The sequence below is a fragment of the Aeromonas sp. 82P genome (assembly GCF_051919365.1).
Taxonomy (GTDB): Bacteria; Pseudomonadota; Gammaproteobacteria; order Enterobacterales; family Aeromonadaceae; genus Aeromonas; species Aeromonas veronii.
The window spans coordinates 1,096,994-1,115,000 of sequence record NZ_JBQBEV010000001.1 but is presented as its reverse complement, the minus strand read 5'-3'; the positions used below and the strand labels follow the sequence as shown (position 1 = coordinate 1,115,000).

The 18,007-nt window shown below is 55.8% G+C and carries 17 protein-coding genes and 1 tRNA gene (1 of these 18 only partly in view); 8 read left to right on the top strand and 10 right to left on the bottom strand.

Annotated elements, in window-relative coordinates; genetic code table 11:
• The 4 genes from ACTG2S_RS05215 to ACTG2S_RS05200 all read right to left on the bottom strand — a co-directional run.
• Positions 1–1,540, bottom strand: partial view of a putative bifunctional diguanylate cyclase/phosphodiesterase gene (locus ACTG2S_RS05215; RefSeq protein WP_368157370.1) — the 5' portion only. Its footprint begins 392 nt before the window's first position; only the first 1,540 of its 1,932 coding nucleotides appear in the window; the start codon lies at positions 1,538–1,540; the stop codon falls past the left edge of the window.
• A 23-nt stretch (positions 1,541–1,563) separates the two neighbouring features.
• On the bottom strand, positions 1,564–2,064 hold the full coding sequence (locus ACTG2S_RS05210) for a molybdopterin-binding oxidoreductase (protein WP_005349099.1): 501 nt from the start codon (positions 2,062–2,064) through the stop codon (positions 1,564–1,566).
• Between the two features lie 101 nt (positions 2,065–2,165).
• Positions 2,166–3,800 (bottom strand): chaperonin GroEL, encoded by a 1,635-nt coding sequence (gene groL, locus ACTG2S_RS05205; protein ID WP_005340575.1) that lies wholly within the window; start codon positions 3,798–3,800, stop codon positions 2,166–2,168.
• Positions 3,801–3,843: 43 nt separating this feature from the next.
• A complete protein-coding gene (locus tag ACTG2S_RS05200; RefSeq protein WP_005340573.1) occupies positions 3,844–4,137 on the bottom strand; it encodes a co-chaperone GroES in 294 nt (97 codons plus the stop codon).
• Positions 4,138–4,397: 260 nt separating this feature from the next.
• On the opposite strand from ACTG2S_RS05200, the gene ACTG2S_RS05195 reads away from it, so the two are divergent.
• Entirely contained in the window at positions 4,398–5,732 is a 1,335-nt protein-coding gene (locus ACTG2S_RS05195; protein ID WP_234879876.1) for an MATE family efflux transporter, read from the top strand.
• Positions 5,733–5,779: 47 nt separating this feature from the next.
• Here ACTG2S_RS05195 and ACTG2S_RS05190 read toward each other — a convergent pair whose 3' ends face one another.
• Positions 5,780–6,256, bottom strand: coding sequence for an FxsA family protein (locus tag ACTG2S_RS05190; protein ID WP_101531596.1), 477 nt, complete (start codon positions 6,254–6,256; stop codon positions 5,780–5,782).
• A 442-nt stretch (positions 6,257–6,698) separates the two neighbouring features.
• Between ACTG2S_RS05190 and aspA the strand changes: the two genes are divergently transcribed.
• Both aspA and ACTG2S_RS05180 read left to right on the top strand, forming a co-directional pair.
• Entirely contained in the window at positions 6,699–8,141 is a 1,443-nt protein-coding gene (gene aspA, locus ACTG2S_RS05185) for an aspartate ammonia-lyase (RefSeq protein WP_005340569.1), read from the top strand.
• A 125-nt stretch (positions 8,142–8,266) separates the two neighbouring features.
• Complete coding sequence (locus tag ACTG2S_RS05180; protein WP_021229055.1) at positions 8,267–9,586, top strand: anaerobic C4-dicarboxylate transporter; 1,320 nt, start codon at positions 8,267–8,269, stop codon at positions 9,584–9,586.
• 242 nt (positions 9,587–9,828) lie between these two features.
• On the opposite strand, the gene tsaD is transcribed toward ACTG2S_RS05180, so the two are convergent.
• Positions 9,829–10,842, bottom strand: coding sequence for a tRNA (adenosine(37)-N6)-threonylcarbamoyltransferase complex transferase subunit TsaD (tsaD, locus tag ACTG2S_RS05175; RefSeq protein ID WP_019444959.1), 1,014 nt, complete (start codon positions 10,840–10,842; stop codon positions 9,829–9,831).
• A 179-nt stretch (positions 10,843–11,021) separates the two neighbouring features.
• On the opposite strand from tsaD, the gene rpsU reads away from it, so the two are divergent.
• From rpsU to ACTG2S_RS05150, 5 genes are all read left to right on the top strand, one after another.
• The gene (gene rpsU / locus ACTG2S_RS05170) at positions 11,022–11,237 is read left to right on the top strand and encodes a 30S ribosomal protein S21 (protein WP_005309452.1); all 216 of its coding nucleotides are present in this window, start codon (positions 11,022–11,024) and stop codon (positions 11,235–11,237) included.
• Positions 11,238–11,252: 15 nt separating this feature from the next.
• Positions 11,253–11,696 (top strand): GatB/YqeY domain-containing protein, encoded by a 444-nt coding sequence (locus ACTG2S_RS05165; RefSeq protein ID WP_274160592.1) that lies wholly within the window; start codon positions 11,253–11,255, stop codon positions 11,694–11,696.
• 88 nt (positions 11,697–11,784) lie between these two features.
• Entirely contained in the window at positions 11,785–13,572 is a 1,788-nt protein-coding gene (gene dnaG, locus ACTG2S_RS05160) for a DNA primase (protein WP_307895521.1), read from the top strand.
• Between the two features lie 183 nt (positions 13,573–13,755).
• Positions 13,756–15,651: an RNA polymerase sigma factor RpoD gene (gene rpoD / locus ACTG2S_RS05155; RefSeq protein ID WP_263718854.1), complete on the top strand. Its 1,896-nt coding sequence runs from the start codon at positions 13,756–13,758 to the stop codon at positions 15,649–15,651.
• A gap of 187 nt (positions 15,652–15,838) precedes the next feature.
• Positions 15,839–15,915: transfer RNA gene (locus ACTG2S_RS05150), tRNA-Ile, on the top strand.
• Between the two features lie 544 nt (positions 15,916–16,459).
• Here ACTG2S_RS05150 and ACTG2S_RS05145 read toward each other — a convergent pair.
• The 4 genes from ACTG2S_RS05145 to ACTG2S_RS05130 all read right to left on the bottom strand — a co-directional run bounded on the left by ACTG2S_RS05145 (position 16,460) and on the right by ACTG2S_RS05130 (position 17,935).
• Positions 16,460–17,104 (bottom strand): YagK/YfjJ domain-containing protein, encoded by a 645-nt coding sequence (locus tag ACTG2S_RS05145; protein ID WP_234677513.1) that lies wholly within the window; start codon positions 17,102–17,104, stop codon positions 16,460–16,462.
• On the bottom strand, positions 17,101–17,361 hold the full coding sequence (locus ACTG2S_RS05140) for a hypothetical protein (RefSeq protein ID WP_111900804.1): 261 nt from the start codon (positions 17,359–17,361) through the stop codon (positions 17,101–17,103). Before ACTG2S_RS05140 ends, ACTG2S_RS05145 begins: the two co-directional genes overlap by 4 nt.
• A 65-nt stretch (positions 17,362–17,426) precedes the next feature.
• The gene (locus ACTG2S_RS05135) at positions 17,427–17,750 is read right to left on the bottom strand and encodes a hypothetical protein (RefSeq protein ID WP_234677512.1); all 324 of its coding nucleotides are present in this window, start codon (positions 17,748–17,750) and stop codon (positions 17,427–17,429) included.
• Positions 17,747–17,935: a helix-turn-helix transcriptional regulator gene (locus tag ACTG2S_RS05130; protein WP_439982091.1), complete on the bottom strand. Its 189-nt coding sequence runs from the start codon at positions 17,933–17,935 to the stop codon at positions 17,747–17,749. Before ACTG2S_RS05130 ends, ACTG2S_RS05135 begins: the two co-directional genes overlap by 4 nt.
• Positions 17,936–18,007: the final 72 nt, after the last annotated feature.

Below are 18,007 nucleotides of genomic sequence, written 5' to 3'. Positions count from 1 at the left end.
GTTGCAGCGAGTTCTTCACTTCCCGCATGGTGGTATCTTCCGTGACCTCCAGGACCAGACTACGGGCAGGCAAATGGTGCTCCATCAATGCCTTGGCCACCAGTTTGAGCAAATTACGCTGGTACATGCCTGGCGAGATATTCACACACATTTGCAGATCAACCATACCAAGCTGGTGCCACTGATAGAGCTGCTCGCAAGCGGTGTTCAGCACCCAGCTGCCAACCCGTTCGGCAAGCTGGAACTCCTCGGCCACCATGATCACTTCGTTTGGCGGAATGAAACCCAGCTCCGGATGCCGCCAGCGCAACAGAGCCTCGACAGCTTCGCAGCGGCCACTCTCGAGATTGACAATGGGTTGGTAATAGAGTTCCAGCGCATTGTGTTCCAGCGCCATGATCATGTCCGACGCCAGATGTTTGCGCCGTGCCGTCTCGTTGAGCAGGGAGTTATCGTAAATCACATAGGGGACATGGGTCTTGCGACTATGGAACAGGGCCTGTTCCGCACGACTCAACAACTCCTGAGTCTTGTCGCTGTCCATCGGATAGAAGGCAATCCCGATCCCGACTTCAAGCCGGAAGGGATAGTTGTCATAGACGATATCTTGCTTCAGCGCATGCAGCAGTCGTGCTACCAGCTCCCTGACCTGACGCAGATCGCTGCTGCCACGCTGGATAATGGCAAATTGGTCCCCCCCAAGACGTCCGCTCCACTCTCCCTCTTCGCAGAGCACTCGGATCCGGGTGGCAAACTCACAAAGCAGATAATCACCAGTGTCATAGCCAAACTTGCTGTTGATATCCCTGAAGTCGTTGATATCGACCAGCACCAGTCCAAACGGCACTTCCTGTGTGGCGTACAGCTCCATCCGCTCCAGCAAGGCAACCCGATTGGACAACCCGGTCAGCGGATCCCGTCTGGCAGCTCTGAAATGGCGACGCCCTTCATATATAAGCAGCATGCTGAGCAGCAGCACTGACATGACCAGACCGGAGACCATCAGCAACAAGGCATTGCGCAACTGCCCAAAATGACGATCGTTCTCGGAATAGACGTTAATGTTCTTCTGCATCACAGAAGCGAGGGAGTAGGAGAGCGGCTCTTGCAGCGGGGCAAGGCGCATCATGATCTGCTGATAGTCAGATGCCCCGCTTTGCAACTTGGTGATGTCGGGCTCTATTTGGCGAATATTGGTTTCAATCAGCTGCACCAGACGCAAGGTTTTCTGCTTGTCCTGCATGCTCTTGCGCAGCTGGCCGCTCAACAGTATGGGCGTTCTGCTCCAGAGAATGTCATAACGCAACATCAAGGTGTCATGATCAATCCCGCCATAGTGATAGACCTCTACCGCATTGAGGAAACGACCGAGCTCCAGCTGCAACTGCATCAGCGCCCAGGAGACATCATAGGTGTATTTCTCCATCGCTCTGGTCGCATTCTGGATCTGCATCAGGCAATAGAGGGTGCTCCCGGTAAACAACAGGATGGATACATACAGAATGACGAGCAGTGGCCACGCCCTGGTCTTTCCTTTCACCCCATGCTCCCGTGCGGTTTTTATCAGTGCTGAATGTCTATCAAATCCAGCTGCCAGATCATCATGTCGGTATATTCGGATCGCTTCAATTCCGGATATTGATCAAGAGGCAGCATAAACCAGACCGGCCCCTTGTCACGCACCCGCATGACAGCCCCATTGTCTTCCCATGCGAGGATGGGCTCGTATTTGGCAACCTTGTCCCATTCAATGCGGATCTGGAAACTGTTCAGTGCCGTCAACGTAATGGTCTTGCCATCCGCACCGACTGCAGCCAATACATCGGCCAGTTTTGGGCCTCTGTAGGTGTGCGGCTTATCCACCCACGGGTTGCCGGTTACTATCTCATGTTGCGGCAGAGCCTGTAGTTTTGCCAGATCAAACAACACCTTGCCATCAACTTCGTCTGCCGACCTGATGTTGCCACCCACTTTCAGGATCACCGGCCCAGTCAGTGCCTCAGCAGCCATCACCGGCATGATGACCAATGAACACAGTAGTGTCAGCCAACCAAACATTTTCATATCGCCCCCAGATTTGCTGTCTCAACAGACTCAGTTTAGCCAGATATAAAAAAACGGCTCGCCTTGAGCGAGCCGTTTGTCAAACAGAACAAGGGGGATGATTACATCATGCCCATGCCACCCATGCCGCCCATGTCAGGCATGGCAGGGGTATCTTTCTTCGGCAGTTCGGTGACCATGCACTCGGTGGTGATCATCAGACCGGCGATGGAAGAGGCAAACTGCAGGGCGGAGCGGGTTACCTTGGTCGGATCCAGGATACCCATGGCCAGCATGTCGCCATACTGTTCGCTGTAAGCGTTGTAACCGAAGTTGCCTTCGCCGTTCTTCACTGCATTGGCAATGACGGAGGCTTCTTCACCGGCGTTGATGACGATTTGACGCAGCGGGGCTTCCATGGCGCGCAGGGCAACCTTGATACCGACATTCTGGTCTTCGTTGTCACCGCGCAGACCCGCCAGTTTGGCTGCAACGCGAACCAGCGCGACACCACCACCGGCAACCACACCTTCTTCAACCGCGGCGCGGGTAGCGTGCAGGGCATCTTCAACGCGGGCTTTCTTCTCTTTCATCTCGACTTCGGTGGCTGCGCCAACCTTGATCACGGCAACACCACCAGCCAGCTTGGCTACGCGCTCTTGCAGCTTCTCACGATCGTAGTCGGAAGAGGTCTCTTCGATCTGCTGACGGATCTGGGCAACACGGCCTTCGATCACACCGGCATCACCCACGCCATCGATGATGGTGGTGTTCTCTTTAGTGATGACGATACGCTTGGCACGACCCAGATCTTCCAGAGTCGCTTTTTCCAGCTCCATGCCAACTTCTTCGGAGATGACAGTACCGCCAGTCAGTACGGCGATATCCTGCAGCATGGCCTTGCGACGGTCACCGAAGCCAGGCGCCTTGACGGCAGCCACTTTCACGATACCGCGCATGGTGTTGACCACCAGAGTGGCCAGCGCTTCGCCTTCTACGTCTTCAGCAACAATCAGCAGCGGCTTGCCAGCTTTGGCAACGCCTTCCAGTACCGGCAGCATTTCGCGGATGTTGGAGACTTTCTTGTCAACCAGCAGGATGAACGGGTCGTCCAGTTCAACGGAACCGGTCTCTTGCTTGTTGATGAAGTAGGGGGACAGGTAGCCGCGGTCGAACTGCATGCCTTCGACAACTGCCAGCTCATCTTCCAGACCCTGACCATCTTCAACAGTGATGACGCCATCGCGACCCACTTTGTCCATTGCTTCAGCAATCAGCTTGCCCACTTTCTCGTCGGAATTGGCGGAGATGGTGCCCACCTGAGCAATGGCATTGCTGTCAGCGCACGGCTGGGACAGCGCCTGCAGCTCGGCAACGGCAGCCACAACGGCTTTGTCGATACCGCGCTTCAGATCCATCGGGTTCATACCGGCGGCAACGGCTTTCAGACCTTCGTTGACGATAGCCTGAGCCAGAACGGTTGCAGTAGTGGTACCGTCACCGGCGGCATCGTTCGCCTTGGAAGCCACTTCCTTGACCATCTGGGCGCCCATGTTCTGGAACTTGTCTTCCAGCTCGATTTCGCGCGCAACAGACACACCATCTTTAGTAATGGTCGGGGCGCCGAAGGACTTGTCCAGCACCACGTTGCGGCCTTTCGGGCCCAGAGTTACCTTGACGGCATCAGCCAGGATGTTTACGCCTTCCAGCATCTTGATGCGGGCTTCGTTACCAAACTTAACGTCTTTAGCTGCCATTTTTCTTCAATCCTTAAATCAATTCGGGGAAAAGGAGGATGGATTACTCTTCGACAATCGCCAGGATGTCGGTTTCGGAGAGGATCAGGACGTCCTGACCATCCAGCTTCTCGGTCTTAACACCGTAGCCTTCGTTGAAGATAACCTTGTCACCAACCTTCACGGCCAGCGCTTTGACTTCGCCATTATCCAGGATGCGACCAGTCCCCACGGCAAGCACTTCACCACGGGTGGACTTCTGGGCCGCAGTACCAGTCAAGACGATACCGCCGGCAGATTTGGCTTCAGCTTCGATGCGCTTGATGATGACGCGGTCGTGCAGTGGACGAATTTTCATCGATAACTCTCCCAAAATGAGTCTCATTGTTGCTTTGAGGAATGGCCGTTCCAGGCCAAATTAGATATGTCCCTGATGTGGGGCAGAGTTGCTAACCCTTCAAGGGCAAATACAAAAAAAATTTTTTCACGTACTATAAACATCTTCGATGGTTCAGCCATGTCCGCACTCTGGAGCAAGGTCGGTTCAAGCCGCCCGGTTTCCATGCCAGAACCTTCAAAGCCAGCCGTAGAGACGAGCCCTTGACCCGCACCAACCCCATGCTGACAGCCCCTATTCCGGTCGTACTGCGCCAGATGACGGGCCCCATGATCTTCGGCATCATCGCCATTCTGGCCTTCAATCTGGTCGATACCTTTTTTATCGGTATGCTGGGCACCGAAGCTCTGGCCGCCATCAGTTTTACCTTTCCCGTCACTTTTGTGGTTACCTCGCTGGCGATGGGATTGGGCGCCGGATTGTCAGCGGTGATCGGTCATACCCTGGGGCAGGGCAAACACGATGAGGCGGCCCATCTCGCCACCGACAGCCTGTTTCTGGCGGTGATCATGGTGGCCCTGCTCTCCGCGGGGGGAGCTCTCACCATCAAGCCTCTGTTTACTCTGCTGGGGGCCAGTGCCGAGCTTATCTCCCTCATCCATGACTACATGCTGATCTGGTATCTCACCGTCCCCATGCTGGTGCTGCCCATGGTGGGCAATGCCGCCATACGGGCGACCGGCGATACCAAAACCCCCAGTCTGGTGATGGCCGTAGCCGGGCTGGTCAACGGGGTACTGGATCCTCTGTTGATCTTCGGTATCGGTCCCTTTCCCGAATGGGGGATCCGCGGGGCCGCCATCGCGACCTCTATCTCCTGGTTGATGGCGATGCTGGTCAGCCTCTATATCCTGCGTCATCGGGAGGGCTTGCTGCTGTGGCGCCTCTCGCCGCGGGCCCGGTTGCTGTCCCACTGGCGGGCGCTGCTCCATGTCGCCGTCCCCGCCTCTTTTACCAATATGCTCAATCCCTTGGCTAATGCGGTACTGATGATGATCTTTGCGGGACTGGGTACCGAAGTGGTGGCTGCTTATGGTGCCGCGTCGCGGGTTGAGGCGCTGCTGCTGATTGTGATGATGGCCCTCGCCTCCGTACTGGCCCCTTTCATCTCGCAAAACTGCGGTGCCGGTAATCCGGCACGGGCCAAGGCTGCACTGCAGAGCTGCATGAGGTTTGCATTGCTGTTCCAGCTCGCCATCTATGGCCTGACCTGGCTACTGGCGCCACTCATCGCCAACCTGTTCAGCGATCATCCGCAGGTCATTCGCCTCATCATTCTCTATCTGCATCTGGTGCCGATCGGTTACGGCTTTCAGGGCATGGTGATGCTGTTGGCCTCGGCACTCAATGGCGTGAGGGCATCCAGTATCTCGTTCTTGTTCAACGGATTGCGACTGTTTGGTTTTCTGTTGCCAGGAGCCTGGCTGGGGGCAAAGCTGGGGGGAGAACAGGGGATCTATCTGGGAATACTGCTGGCCAATCTGGCGGCGGGCACGCTCGCGTGGTGGTATGCCCGACACCGCTTCGAGGCGCTGTGCCATCAGGGCAAACCCTGATTCAGTCACTCGCCTCGGGTTTTCGTCTCGCCGATTACTCTTTACGCTCACTCTTTGCGCTCAAATTCGCCTTCGATAGTGGTGCCGCCCTGCTTGGCGTTCCCCAGATGATCATCGGACGGTGCGTTGCCAAACGGCGATTGAGTACGCTGGAAACCGCCCATCTGCATCCGGAACTGGTTGCTGCCGATCAGCTTGTCGGCCAGTTTGTTGCGCAGCCAGGGCTGCAGCAGCAGGATCCCGAAAAAGTCGGTGACAAAACCCGGAATGATCAGCAGCAGACCGGCCAACGCCAGCATCATGCCCCCCATCACCTCGCGGCCCGGCATCTCGCCCATCTGCATCTTTTGCTGGGCGCTGAACAGGGTCTTGATCCCTTCACTGCGCACCAGCGAGGAGCCCAATACCGCAGTCAGGATGAGCAAGCCGACAGTCGGCAGCGCCCCGATTACCGAGCCGACCTCGATCATCACGGTGAGCTCCAGCACAACCAGACCCACCAACAACAAAAACAACTTGCCCATATCCACTCCAGCACCGGTAAATTGAGAAAAAGTGGCGCCCATCCAACGATGGTCAGAGGCGATTTTGCCGCCCCGTCATCACCACTTTCTGCCCTGAATAAATGGGGGCAACCCCCCTCTTTTCAAGTTGGTCAACTGACCCCTACGTCATCAGCAATCTAAAAAACCAGCAAAAAGTCACAAAAACTTATAAAAATCATCACGATAAAAACTTCATAACATATGTGTACTTTTCTCAAAGTAATTTGAAAATGTCGCAAATTTAGTGATCCACCTCTAATAACCGATACCTCAATTGGAGTAGTATATTGATTAGTTTTTCGGGAGGTCATTCTCCCAACCGCCCCACTCGATGTGTGGTGCTTCAGGATGAGCTGTGCGCAAGGAACTCGCGACCACTCGGTGAGGATTTTTCCATTTATCTGATTTCTGAGGCATTACAATGAGCGACATCAAGAACGTCCGCATTGAAGAAGACCTGCTGGGCACCAAAGAAGTTTCCAATGATCTCTACTACGGTGTGCACACCCTGCGCGCTGTCGAGAACTTCAAGATCAGCTCTCAGAAGATTTCTGACGTTCCGGAATTCGTCCGCGGTATGGTGCTGACCAAGAAGGCCGCTGCGCTGGCAAACGGTGAACTGGGTACCATCCGTCCTGAAATTGCTGACAAGATCGTAGAAGCCTGCGACCTGATGCTGAACACCGGCAAATGCTTCGACCAGTTCCCGGTCGACGTTTACCAGGGTGGTGCCGGCACCTCCGTCAACATGAACACCAACGAAGTACTGGCCAACATCGCCCTGGAAATCATGGGTCTGGAGAAAGGCCGTTACGACGTCATCAACCCGAACGACCACGTCAACAAGTGCCAGTCCACCAACGATGCCTACCCGACCGGTTTCCGCGTTGCTGTGGTCAACAGCACTGACGTGACCCTGCATGCGCTGGAGCACCTGATCGCGGCATTCGATGCCAAAGCGAAAGAGTTCAAAAACATCCTGAAGATGGGCCGTACCCAGCTGCAAGATGCGGTTCCGATGACCCTGGGTCAGGAGTTCCACGCGTTCGCCGTGACCCTGCGTGAAGAGATCAAGTCCATCAAGCGTTGCCAGGAGCTGCTGCTGGAAGTGAACCTGGGCGCGACCGCCATCGGTACCGGTCTAAACACTCCGCCCGAGTACTCTGCACTGGCCATCAAGCGTCTGGCCGAGATCACCGGTCGTGCCTATGTGCCGGCAGAAGATCTGATCGAAGCGACCTCCGACTGTGGCGCCTACGTCATGCTGCACGGCGCCATCAAGCGTCTGGCCATGAAGCTGTCCAAGATCTGTAATGACCTGCGTCTGCTCTCCTCCGGCCCGCGCACTGCACTGAAAGAGATCAACCTGCCGGAAATGCAGGCGGGTTCCTCCATCATGCCGGCCAAGGTCAACCCGGTTATCCCGGAAGTGGTCAACCAATCCTGCTTCAAGGTATTCGGTAACGACATCACCATCACCTTCGCCGCCGAAGCCGGTCAGCTGCAGCTGAACGTCATGGAGCCGGTGATTGGTCAGGCGATGTTCGAATCCCTGAGCCTGATGGAAAAAGCCTGTATTTCCCTGCGCGAGAAGTGCGTGGAAGGTATCACCGCCAACCCGGAAATCTGCATGAATCACGTGCTGAACTCCATCGGTATCGTGACCTACCTGAACCCCTTCATCGGCCACCACGAAGGGGATATCGTCGGCAAGATCTGTGCCCAGACCGGCAAGAACGTCCGCGAAGTCGTTCTTGAGCGTGGCCTGCTGAGCGCCGAGCAGCTGGACGAAATTCTCTCCATCGAGAACCTGATGAACCCGCAATACAAAGCCAAGCGTTTCACCCGCGAAGCTGCCGTATAAGCGAGTGTGGGCCGGGATCTTCCCGGCCCACAAAGTCAGTTCCCGATTGGTCTTTATCCCCAGCCCGATCGGGAATTGGCTTTTTGCCAAATAAAAACCAAAAACTAAAAAATGGAGTTATCGCTATGATTGGAATCGAGTTACTTGTCGTGCTCGCCGCTATCTATCTGGGGGCCCGGATAGGCAGCATCGGCATCGGCTTTGCCGGTGGTCTGGGGGTACTGGTATTGACGTGGGGTCTGGGCATGCCCATCCCGAGCGATCAACTGGTCAGCTACATCCCTTGGGATGTGATCATGATCATCGCGTCCGTCATCTGCGCCATCGCCTGTATGCAACTGGCTGGCGGGATGGACTACCTGGTCTTCCTGGCAGAAAAAGCGCTGCGCAAGAACCCCAAATACATCACCTTCGCCGCCCCGGTGGTCACCTACCTGATGACCATGCTGGCCGGTACCGGTCATACCGCCTTCTCCACCCTGCCGGTGATCGCTGAAGTGGCCAAAGAGCAAGGGATCCGCCCATCCCGTCCGCTCTCCATCGCGGTTGTCGCCTCCCAGATCGCCATCACAGCCTCCCCGATCTCTGCCGCTGTGGTTGCCTTCTCCGGTATGCTCGAGCCGTTTGGTGTTGACTACCTGACCCTGCTGGCCATCTGCATCCCCTCGACCTTCCTGGCCTGTATCCTGGGCGCCTTCATTGCCAACATGATGGGCAAGCCGCTGGAGCAGGACGAAGTCTATCTGGAGCGCAAAGCCAAGGGCCTGATCAAATTGCGTGGTACTACCAAGCTCGAGATCAAACCGTACGCCAAACTGTCTGTCTGGATCTTCATCGCCGCCATCGTTGCTGTCATGGCTTATGCCACTGCCATCTCCGGTAAAGTGGGTCTGATCACCAACCCGCCGATCCCCCGTGACGGTGCCATCATGGGCATCATGCTGGCCGCGGCCACCATCATGACCCTGGTGTGCAAACTGGACGCCACCCAGGTCACCAACATGCCGACCTTCAAGTCCGGTATGTCCGCCTGTATCTGCGTACTGGGTGTGGCTTGGCTGGGTAACGTCTTCGTGAAAGGCAACATGGACACCATCCAGCTGATCGCTGGCGACCTGCTGAACCAGTACTCCTGGCTGCTGGCCGTGGTGCTGTTCTTCGCTGCCATGCTGCTCTATTCACAAGGCGCCACCACCAAAGCGTTGATGCCTGCCGCACTGGCACTGGGTGTCAGCCCGCTGACTGCGATTGCCTCCTTCGCAGCCGTGAGCGCCCTGTTCGTACTGCCGACCTACCCGACCCTGCTGGCCGCGGTAGAGATGGACGACACCGGCTCCACCCGTATCGGTAAGGCGGTCTTCAACCACCCCTTCTTCGTACCGGGCACCGCCACCATCGCCATCGCCGTGGCACTGGGCTTCTTCTTCGGCGGCATCCTGCTGTAATTCATCGCCTGCCGATCGCCAAACAAAAATCCCCGCCAGTTGGCGGGGATTTTTTTATCTCTTTACTCTGTGCTTGGCTGTCTGCCAGCAAAAGACCTGACCTCTTATCCGGATGGCTCAACCACGGCGACAACAGACACCACAACAGCGTACCAGCGGCGCTATAACCACCGCTGCCGGATTGCCGGAGTAGTAGGCCACCATGGTACTCACCACCACGCCAGAAGGCGGGATCCGTCGGATCAGACCGGATCCAGGGTATCCAGCGGCCAGCGCGGCACGGCTTTGACCACCAGCGGCTCAAACACGCCCGCTTTCAGGCGCTGCATACCGGCGTAAGCGATCATGGCGCCGTTATCAGTGCAATATTCAGTGCGCGGATAGAACACCTCACCCTTGAGGCTCTCCATCAGCTCGGCCAGCTGGGCTCGCAGATGACGGTTGGCACTGACGCCGCCAGCAACCACCAGACGCTTAAGACCGGTCTCTTTCAAAGCACGACGGCACTTGATGGCCAGGGTATCGACCACCGCATCTTCAAACGCCCGAGCGATATCGGCACGGGTCTGCTCATCATCACCATTGGCGGCGATGGTGTTGGCGGTGAAGGTCTTGAGGCCGGAGAAGCTCATGTCGAGCCCAGGACGGTCAGTCATGGGACGAGGGAAGTGGAAGCGCCCGGTAGTGCCCTTCTCGGCCAGACGGGAGAGCAGCGGACCACCCGGATAGTCCAGCCCCATCAGCTTGGCGGTCTTGTCGAACGCTTCGCCAGCGGCATCATCGATGGATTCCCCCAGCAGCTGATAGCTGCCGATACCGTCGACCCGCACCAGCATGGAGTGACCACCGGAGACCAGCAGCGCCACGAAAGGAAACTCGGGAGCTTTCTCTTCCAGCATGGGGGCCAGCAGGTGCCCTTCCATATGGTGGACGGCGATAGCAGGCTTGTTCCACGCCATCGCCAGCGAGCGGCCAATGGTCGCCCCCACCAGAATGGCGCCAACCAGACCTGGCCCCGCGGTATACGCGATGCCGTCGATGTCATCTTTGCCCAGTCCCGCCTCTTGCAATGCGGCCTGGATCAACGGGATCGTCTTGCGAACATGATCCCGGCTGGCGAGTTCGGGGACGACGCCACCGTAGTCCGCATGCAGCTTGACCTGGCTGTATAACTGATGGGAAAGGATCCCTTTTTGATCGTCGAAGATCGCGATCCCGGTTTCGTCACAGGATGTCTCTATGCCCAATACACGCATTGCTAAAAAATTTCACTGCTAAAATGAGACGGCTATGGTAACCTTCGCGGGTTTTTTAAACCAGAGCGATCTCTGCGGGTTTACTTTCATTCCCTGTCCAGAGTATAATTTCGCACCATTTTAAGACATGCTGATCGATTGAAGGTCAGCTAACAATTTATCACTGAGGTGAAAGGCACATGCCAGTAATCAAAGTCCGTGAAAATGAGCCGTTTGACGTTGCTCTGCGTCGTTTCAAGCGTTCTTGCGAAAAAGCCGGTATCCTGTCCGAAGTTCGTAGCCGTGAGTTCTACGAGAAGCCGACTACCATTCGTAAGCGCGCCAAAGCGTCTGCTGTCAAGCGTCACGCCAAGAAGCTGTCTCGCGAAAACGCACGTCGTATCCGCCTGTACTAATCGGGAGATATTGCCGTGTCTCTGAAGGATCAACTCAAGGATCAGCAAAAACTCGCCATGCTTGCCAAAGATAAGGCACGTCTGGGAGCGATCCGCTTGTTGATGGCAGAAATCAAGCAACGTGAAGTCGATACCCGTATCGAGCTGAATGATGAGGATATCCTCGCTGTCGTGACCAAAATGGTCAAACAGCGCCGCGATTCCATCAGCCAATTTGAAGCTGCCGGTCGCCAGGATCTCGCCGACAAAGAGTCCGCCGAGATCGTTGTGTTGCAGGAATTCCTGCCGCAACAGCTGACCGCAGATGATATTGCTGCCCTGATCGAGCAAGCCATCACTGAAAGTGGTGCTGCCGTCATGGCTGATATGGGCAAGGTCATGGCTGTCTTGAAGCCGAAAATTCAGGGGCGTGCCGATGTCGGCGCCGTCAGTGCTCAGGTGAAAACCCGCTTGGCGTAACAGGCAACTCTCTTGTTTGGTCGAAGAAGCCGTGCTTCCCTTGGAATGCGCGGCTTTTTTATTTTCTCCGCAATGAAGCAGGACGGTTATGGCAGGCAGGATCCCACAATCCTTTATCGACGATCTGCTCGTACGCACAGACATAGTCGAGCTGATCGACTCGCGAGTGCGGCTGAAAAAAGCCGGTAAGAACTACCAGGCTTGCTGCCCTTTTCATAACGAAAAAAGCCCCTCTTTTACCGTTAGCCAGGAGAAGCAGTTCTATCACTGTTTCGGCTGTGGCGCCCACGGCAACGCCATCGGCTTTGTCATGGAGTATGACGGCCTCGAATTCCCCGACGCCATCGAAGAGCTCGCCAGCCAGCAGGGCATGCAGGTGCCCCGCGAGCAGAGCAGCGGTGGATCTGGTCATAGCCAACCGGCCGTCAGCAAGGATCTGTTCGAGCTGATGAACCAGATCGCCCGCTTCTACGAGAGCAATCTCAAGAGTGCTCCCCATGCGGTGGAGTACCTCAAGGGACGCGGGCTGACCGGTGAAGTGGTCAAACGCTTCAACATCGGTTATGCCCCAAGCGATTGGGATCAGGTGCGTCGCCGCTTTGGCGCCAGCCGGGATCACGAACAGCTGCTTATCTCGGGTGGCATGCTGATCACTCGTGAAAATGGTGGGGGCAGCTACGATCGTTTCCGCGATCGCATCATGTTCCCGATCCGTGACAAGCGTGGCCGGGTCATCGGCTTCGGTGGCCGGGTGTTGGGTGACGGCACCCCCAAATACCTCAACTCGCCGGAAACCCCGATTTTCCATAAGGGACGGGAGCTGTTCGGCCTCTATGAGGTCAAACAGGCACACAAGGATCCACGCCGGATCCTGGTGGTTGAGGGCTACATGGACGTGGTGGCGCTCGGACAGTACGACATCGACTATGCAGTGGCGGCACTGGGTACCGCGACCACCAGTGACCACATCCATACCCTGTTTCGTACCACCGCCGAGGTGGTCTGCTGCTACGACGGCGACAACGCCGGTCGTGAAGCCGCCTGGCGGGCGCTGGATAACGCCCTCCCCCATCTGCAGGATGGCCGTGAACTCAAATTCGTGTTCCTGCCCGATGGCGAGGATCCCGACTCGCTGGTACGCCAGATCGGGAAGGAGGGCTTTGAAGCCCTGCTCGATGAAGCCCAACCCTTCGCCGACTTCATGTTCGAGCGTCTTGGTCGCGACGCGGCGCTCTCCGGTGAAGCGGGCAAGTTTGAAGTGGCCAACAAGGCCGCAGAACTTATCCGCCGCGTGCCGGAAGGGTTCACCCGTGAGGGGCTGATCACTCGTCTCTCCAGCATGATGCGCTGGGGCGAGAACAAGCAGCGCATCGCCGAGCTTTTTGCCCGAAACAGTCAGCCCAAGGCCGAGGTCAACAAACCCAAGGCAGCCAAGCTGACGCCACTGCGGCGTGCGCTGGCACTGATGGTGCAATATCCGGCAGTAACGGCTGAGCTTCCCCCCATGCCGGAATTGGTCGGACTACGCGTACAGGGCATCAAGTTCCTGCTGCAACTGCACCAGCAGATCCTGGCACAGCCTAGTATCACAACCGGTATCCTGCTGGAACACTGGCGTGGTACCAAGGAGGGAGAGATCCTTGCTCAGCTGGCCATGCACGACCTGTTCGAGGAGATCAAACTCGATCAGGAGCCGGATATTCTGGGAGAATTGCAGGACACCTTCGTCGGCTTCATCAACCAGTTTCTGAAACAGCGGATCGAAGAATTGCAGGCCAAAGTGGCTCAGGAAGGACTAAGCTCCGAAGAAACCCAAGAGCTGATGATGCTGATAAGAGAGGTGCAAATTGAGAAAAGAAATGAGAGTGGGGCTTGATATTTGAGTGATTAGTCCCAATATGGATAGCGTTGCCCGAATCGACGGGATGAAAAGCAAAATTTTTATAACCGCCTGGCCCCGACAATACTGCGGGCAGGGGTTTCTCATGACCGACGCCGCAACCAGACATAGCATGTCTGGCGGTTTTCTATTAGAATTGGCTATTTGCGCAGCAGCGCACTGTACGCGCAACCTAGCAACACCAACCGGATGAGTTCTATGGAGCAAACCCCGCAGTCTCAGCTTAAACTCCTCGTTGCCAAAGGTAAAGAACAGGGCTACCTGACCTATGCCGAGGTGAACGATCACCTCCCGCAAGACATTGTCGATTCAGACCAGATCGAAGACATCATTCAGATGATCAACGATATGGGCATTCAAGTGGTTGAAAACGCTCCGGATGCCGATGACCTTATCATGGCTGAAGGTGGTACCGCCGATGAGGACGCTGCCGAAGCAGCGGCCCAGGCTCTGGCATCTGTTGAATCTGAGATTGGTCGCACGACCGATCCCGTCCGCATGTACATGCGGGAAATGGGTACCGTCGAACTGCTGACCCGTGAAGGCGAAATCGACATCGCCAAGCGGATCGAAGACGGTATCAACCAGGTACAAAGCTCCGTAGCCGAGTACCCTGAAGCAATTACTTACCTGCTCGAACAGTACGACAAGTACGAAGCCGAGCAGCTGCGTCTCTCTGACATTATCTCTGGCTTTATTGACCCGAACGAAACTGAAGATATGGCGCCTACCGCCACGCATATCGGTTCCGAGCTCGGCGAAGACGATCTGGCCGACGAAGATGAAGAGGACGAAGAAGACGAAGACGAAGATGGCGACAGCTCTGACGACGACGGTGACGGTGGTCCGGATCCGGAAGTCGCTCGCGAGAAGTTCGGCGAACTGCGTGCCCAGTATGAAGTGACCCGTCTCTCCATTCAGAAGAATGGTCGCGCGCACGAAGATACCCAAGCCGCCATCGCCCAGCTGGCCGATGTATTCCGTCAATTCCGCCTGATGCCCAAGCAGTTCGATCGCCTGGTCAACAACATGCGTGAAATGATGGAGCGCGTCCGCGTGCAGGAACGCATCATCATGAAGCTCTGCGTTGAGCAGGCCAAGATGCCGAAGAAAACCTTCGTCGCGGCCTTCACCAACAACGAGTGTGAAACTGCCTGGTTCGAATACCAGAAGCAGGCTGGCAAAGCCTGGTCTCCTCGTCTGGTTGAAATGGACGAGGATATCCAGCGCGCCATCGGCAAGCTGCAGCAGATTGAAGAAGAGACCGGTCTGTCGATTGCCCAGATCAAGGATATCAACCGTCGTATGAGCATCGGTGAGGCCAAAGCCCGCCGTGCGAAGAAAGAGATGGTTGAGGCCAACTTGCGTCTGGTTATCTCTATCGCCAAGAAGTACACCAACCGCGGTCTGCAGTTCCTGGATCTGATCCAGGAAGGCAACATCGGTCTGATGAAGGCGGTAGACAAGTTTGAATACCGTCGTGGCTACAAGTTCTCGACCTATGCCACCTGGTGGATCCGTCAGGCCATTACCCGCTCCATCGCGGATCAGGCCCGAACCATCCGTATCCCGGTACACATGATCGAGACCATCAACAAGCTCAACCGTATCTCCCGTCAAATGCTTCAGGAGATGGGTCGTGAACCGAACCCGGAAGAGCTGGCCATGCGCATGGGCATGCCGGAAGACAAGATCCGCAAGGTACTGAAAATCGCCAAAGAGCCTATCTCCATGGAGACGCCCATCGGTGATGATGAAGATTCCCACTTGGGCGACTTCATCGAAGATACCACCCTGGCTCTGCCAGCAGATGCGGCGACCAGCGAAAGCCTGCGCAACGCTACCCGCGAAGTGCTGGCTGGCCTGACCGCCCGCGAAGCCAAGGTACTGCGGATGCGTTTCGGTATCGACATGAACACTGACCACACCCTAGAGGAAGTGGGCAAACAGTTCGACGTTACCCGTGAGCGTATTCGTCAGATCGAAGCCAAGGCACTGCGCAAACTGCGCCACCCGAGCCGCTCGGAAGTGCTGCGCAGCTTCCTGGACGAATAGTCCTGACCCTGTGTCAAACTGCTCTGCCAAAGCCCCGCCATGCGGGGCTTTGTTTTGTCTGGCATTTACCCTTGCGACCCGCTTTGCACCCTCTATCGACCTGGACAATTAGTCGCCAAGTGGTTGATATGCCTATAGACTGCCCTTTCCTCTTCCCCTATAATCCACGCCGCTAAACGCACAATTTGGCCCCTTAGCTCAGTTGGTCAGAGCAGTCGACTCATAATCGATTGGTCGCCCGTTCAAGTCGGGCAGGGGCCACCAATTCCAGAAAGGCGTAGCCGGTTAGTAACCGCTACGCCTTTTGCTTATCTGACATTTTTGGGTGCTTTAATGGGTGCTTTTAAGGTGATGCTACCCATCCCCATCCCCCTCCTTTGTAACTTGCTACCCCTTCGTGTGGGCCAAGAATATCTTCTCGCAGTGGGGGGCTCAGATTGGTAAAGTGGTACTTTTCTGGGCCTACTTAGTGATTTCGCTACACGACTTGCGCAGATGCGTTGGGGGTTAGCGGATAAAAAGATGGATAAGAATGGATGTAATGTTCTGGGCTGCGTATTTAGTGGCAGGGATTGGATTCACTTGCGCATTAATTGAGGCAGACAGCGTTAGGAATATCTACCGCCTGTTGTACGTGATCATCTTCTTCCCTTTCTGGTTGCTGTGGATGAGTGGCTTACTGCTCACAATTTTTGTAGTCTGGTTGGCTAAAAAGTCATAGATAGAGCCTTAAGTGGTCTAGCCATGGTCTCTTCAATTCCTGTTCAACTCGCTCAAATTTGCCTCAACGGGGCGGGCCTGTTCAAACTCATTCAAATTGAATGCCCCGCCCAATCCGTGAATAGCCGAAGTCACGCACCCCATCCGGTCGGTAGCCTTTGCCCCGCTCCTTGGCAAGGTATGAGATACGGTAAACAGCCTCGGTGATATTGTGGCTGTCAGTCATCAGATAGCCGTTCTCGGGAATGGATAACCGCCCCCCTTTGCGCTGCCAGATCTCGGCCAATGCTTCATACAATCGGGCGGGGTGGCGTAACTTGTCGCCGTCTATGAGAAGGGCCAAATGGTAGTGCTGGCGCTTAGCTTTCTCCTGCTCACGACACCACACGTATTCTAATCGCGTCCCGTGCTCTCTCGTTACATAGCGGCCAGCTTGCTTTAGGAATGCGCTCAGGCGCTCGCTAGTGGCTTCTCCCTCTCCCATGCTCAGGTCGAGCCGAACAAACAGCACCCGCCGATAACGCCTAACAGCTTCCACTATCCGCCGGATCATCTCGCTCAGTGGTTTGGTGTAGCCGCCGCTCGCAGGCGCGGTGTTGATCGGGTACTCGATACCTTGATAACGGTAAACGCACTGGTGGGTTACATAGCCATAGCGCTTGCCCTGCTTCCGCTTGGCTTTGCCTGTTACCTTGGCAGCAACAGCACTTGGCAGGCCATCAGCTAACATCATGGGGCCGTTCCCTGTTCTAGCCCCAGCTTGGTTTGATTACCCCCCATAAAGAGATCTCTTCCCTCATAGATATTATAAAATACCGCTCGATTTTCCGGTTTTACTCTCCCCGCCAAACCGCACCAATGCTGGGGTTTACCCTGTTCATAGATCCCAATTAGCATGTCCCAATTAGCGTAAATAGTTTCACGCTGTATCAGGCCAGCGAACGGGCACAGCAACGGGCGGCAAGGCTTGCCGTTGGTGGTTTTCATCATGGGTGATATGCTCGATGGTGCTGGTGGCCGTCCTCGCCAAAGTAGGGCCACCAGCAGGTTATTGATTACGCCTCGGGTTCGCTCGGGGCGTTTTCTATGCTGGCCACCTCAGCAAAGTCAGCGGAAACGTGATCCACTGGTTGGGGTAACAGTTCACCAGAACGGGGATCAATTGCTGGCTTGTGCTCTACTCGCAGTGGAAAGCGCCGCTTGCGCAGCGCAGATACCACAGAGTGAAGATTGCCGATGCCAATAAAGCGGCATTGTCTGGTGTTGATTGAATGCCCCGCCAGCAAAATCCGCCTTATGTATTCCCGCTGGGTCTCTTGCTTACGGGGCTCTGGTAGCCCCAACAAGATGCAGTTTTTGACATTTAACAATGGGTTCATTGCTCACCCCCTTTTTGGCGACGAGCGACGATCCACCGCTCAAGCTCTGCCATGTCAAATCTGATTGAGTTGGGGCCAATACGAATTGGTTGGGGGAATTGGGATTCGGGTCTTCTACGCAGTCGCTCAACTGTTGCGCGGCTGACACCAAGGCGGCGGGTTACTTCTGAAATCGGGATTAACATTAACATAATCTCCTAATGCCATCGGGTTTCTTGCCGTGGCTTCGGAGCTATGAAAACAGATTTCTGAAAAAT

What these genes read in the sequence shown, in the direction of transcription:
- ACTG2S_RS05135 (WP_234677512.1), bottom strand. Translation starts at nt 17,750, where the DNA reads ATGAACCCATTGTTAAATGTCAAAAACTGCATCTTGTTGGGGCTACCA.
- ACTG2S_RS05145 (WP_234677513.1), bottom strand. Translation starts at nt 17,104, where the DNA reads ATGATGTTAGCTGATGGCCTGCCAAGTGCTGTTGCTGCCAAGGTAACA.
- aspA (WP_005340569.1), top strand. Translation starts at nt 6,699, where the DNA reads ATGAGCGACATCAAGAACGTCCGCATTGAAGAAGACCTGCTGGGCACC.
- ACTG2S_RS05190 (WP_101531596.1), bottom strand. Translation starts at nt 6,256, where the DNA reads ATGGGCAAGTTGTTTTTGTTGTTGGTGGGTCTGGTTGTGCTGGAGCTC.
- ACTG2S_RS05195 (WP_234879876.1), top strand. Translation starts at nt 4,398, where the DNA reads ATGCTGACAGCCCCTATTCCGGTCGTACTGCGCCAGATGACGGGCCCC.
- ACTG2S_RS05200 (WP_005340573.1), bottom strand. Translation starts at nt 4,137, where the DNA reads ATGAAAATTCGTCCACTGCACGACCGCGTCATCATCAAGCGCATCGAA.
- dnaG (WP_307895521.1), top strand. Translation starts at nt 11,785, where the DNA reads ATGGCAGGCAGGATCCCACAATCCTTTATCGACGATCTGCTCGTACGC.
- ACTG2S_RS05140 (WP_111900804.1), bottom strand. Translation starts at nt 17,361, where the DNA reads ATGATGAAAACCACCAACGGCAAGCCTTGCCGCCCGTTGCTGTGCCCG.
- ACTG2S_RS05180 (WP_021229055.1), top strand. Translation starts at nt 8,267, where the DNA reads ATGATTGGAATCGAGTTACTTGTCGTGCTCGCCGCTATCTATCTGGGG.
- groL (WP_005340575.1), bottom strand. Translation starts at nt 3,800, where the DNA reads ATGGCAGCTAAAGACGTTAAGTTTGGTAACGAAGCCCGCATCAAGATG.
- tsaD (WP_019444959.1), bottom strand. Translation starts at nt 10,842, where the DNA reads ATGCGTGTATTGGGCATAGAGACATCCTGTGACGAAACCGGGATCGCG.
- ACTG2S_RS05130 (WP_439982091.1), bottom strand. Translation starts at nt 17,935, where the DNA reads ATGTTAATCCCGATTTCAGAAGTAACCCGCCGCCTTGGTGTCAGCCGC.
- ACTG2S_RS05210 (WP_005349099.1), bottom strand. Translation starts at nt 2,064, where the DNA reads ATGAAAATGTTTGGTTGGCTGACACTACTGTGTTCATTGGTCATCATG.
- rpsU (WP_005309452.1), top strand. Translation starts at nt 11,022, where the DNA reads ATGCCAGTAATCAAAGTCCGTGAAAATGAGCCGTTTGACGTTGCTCTG.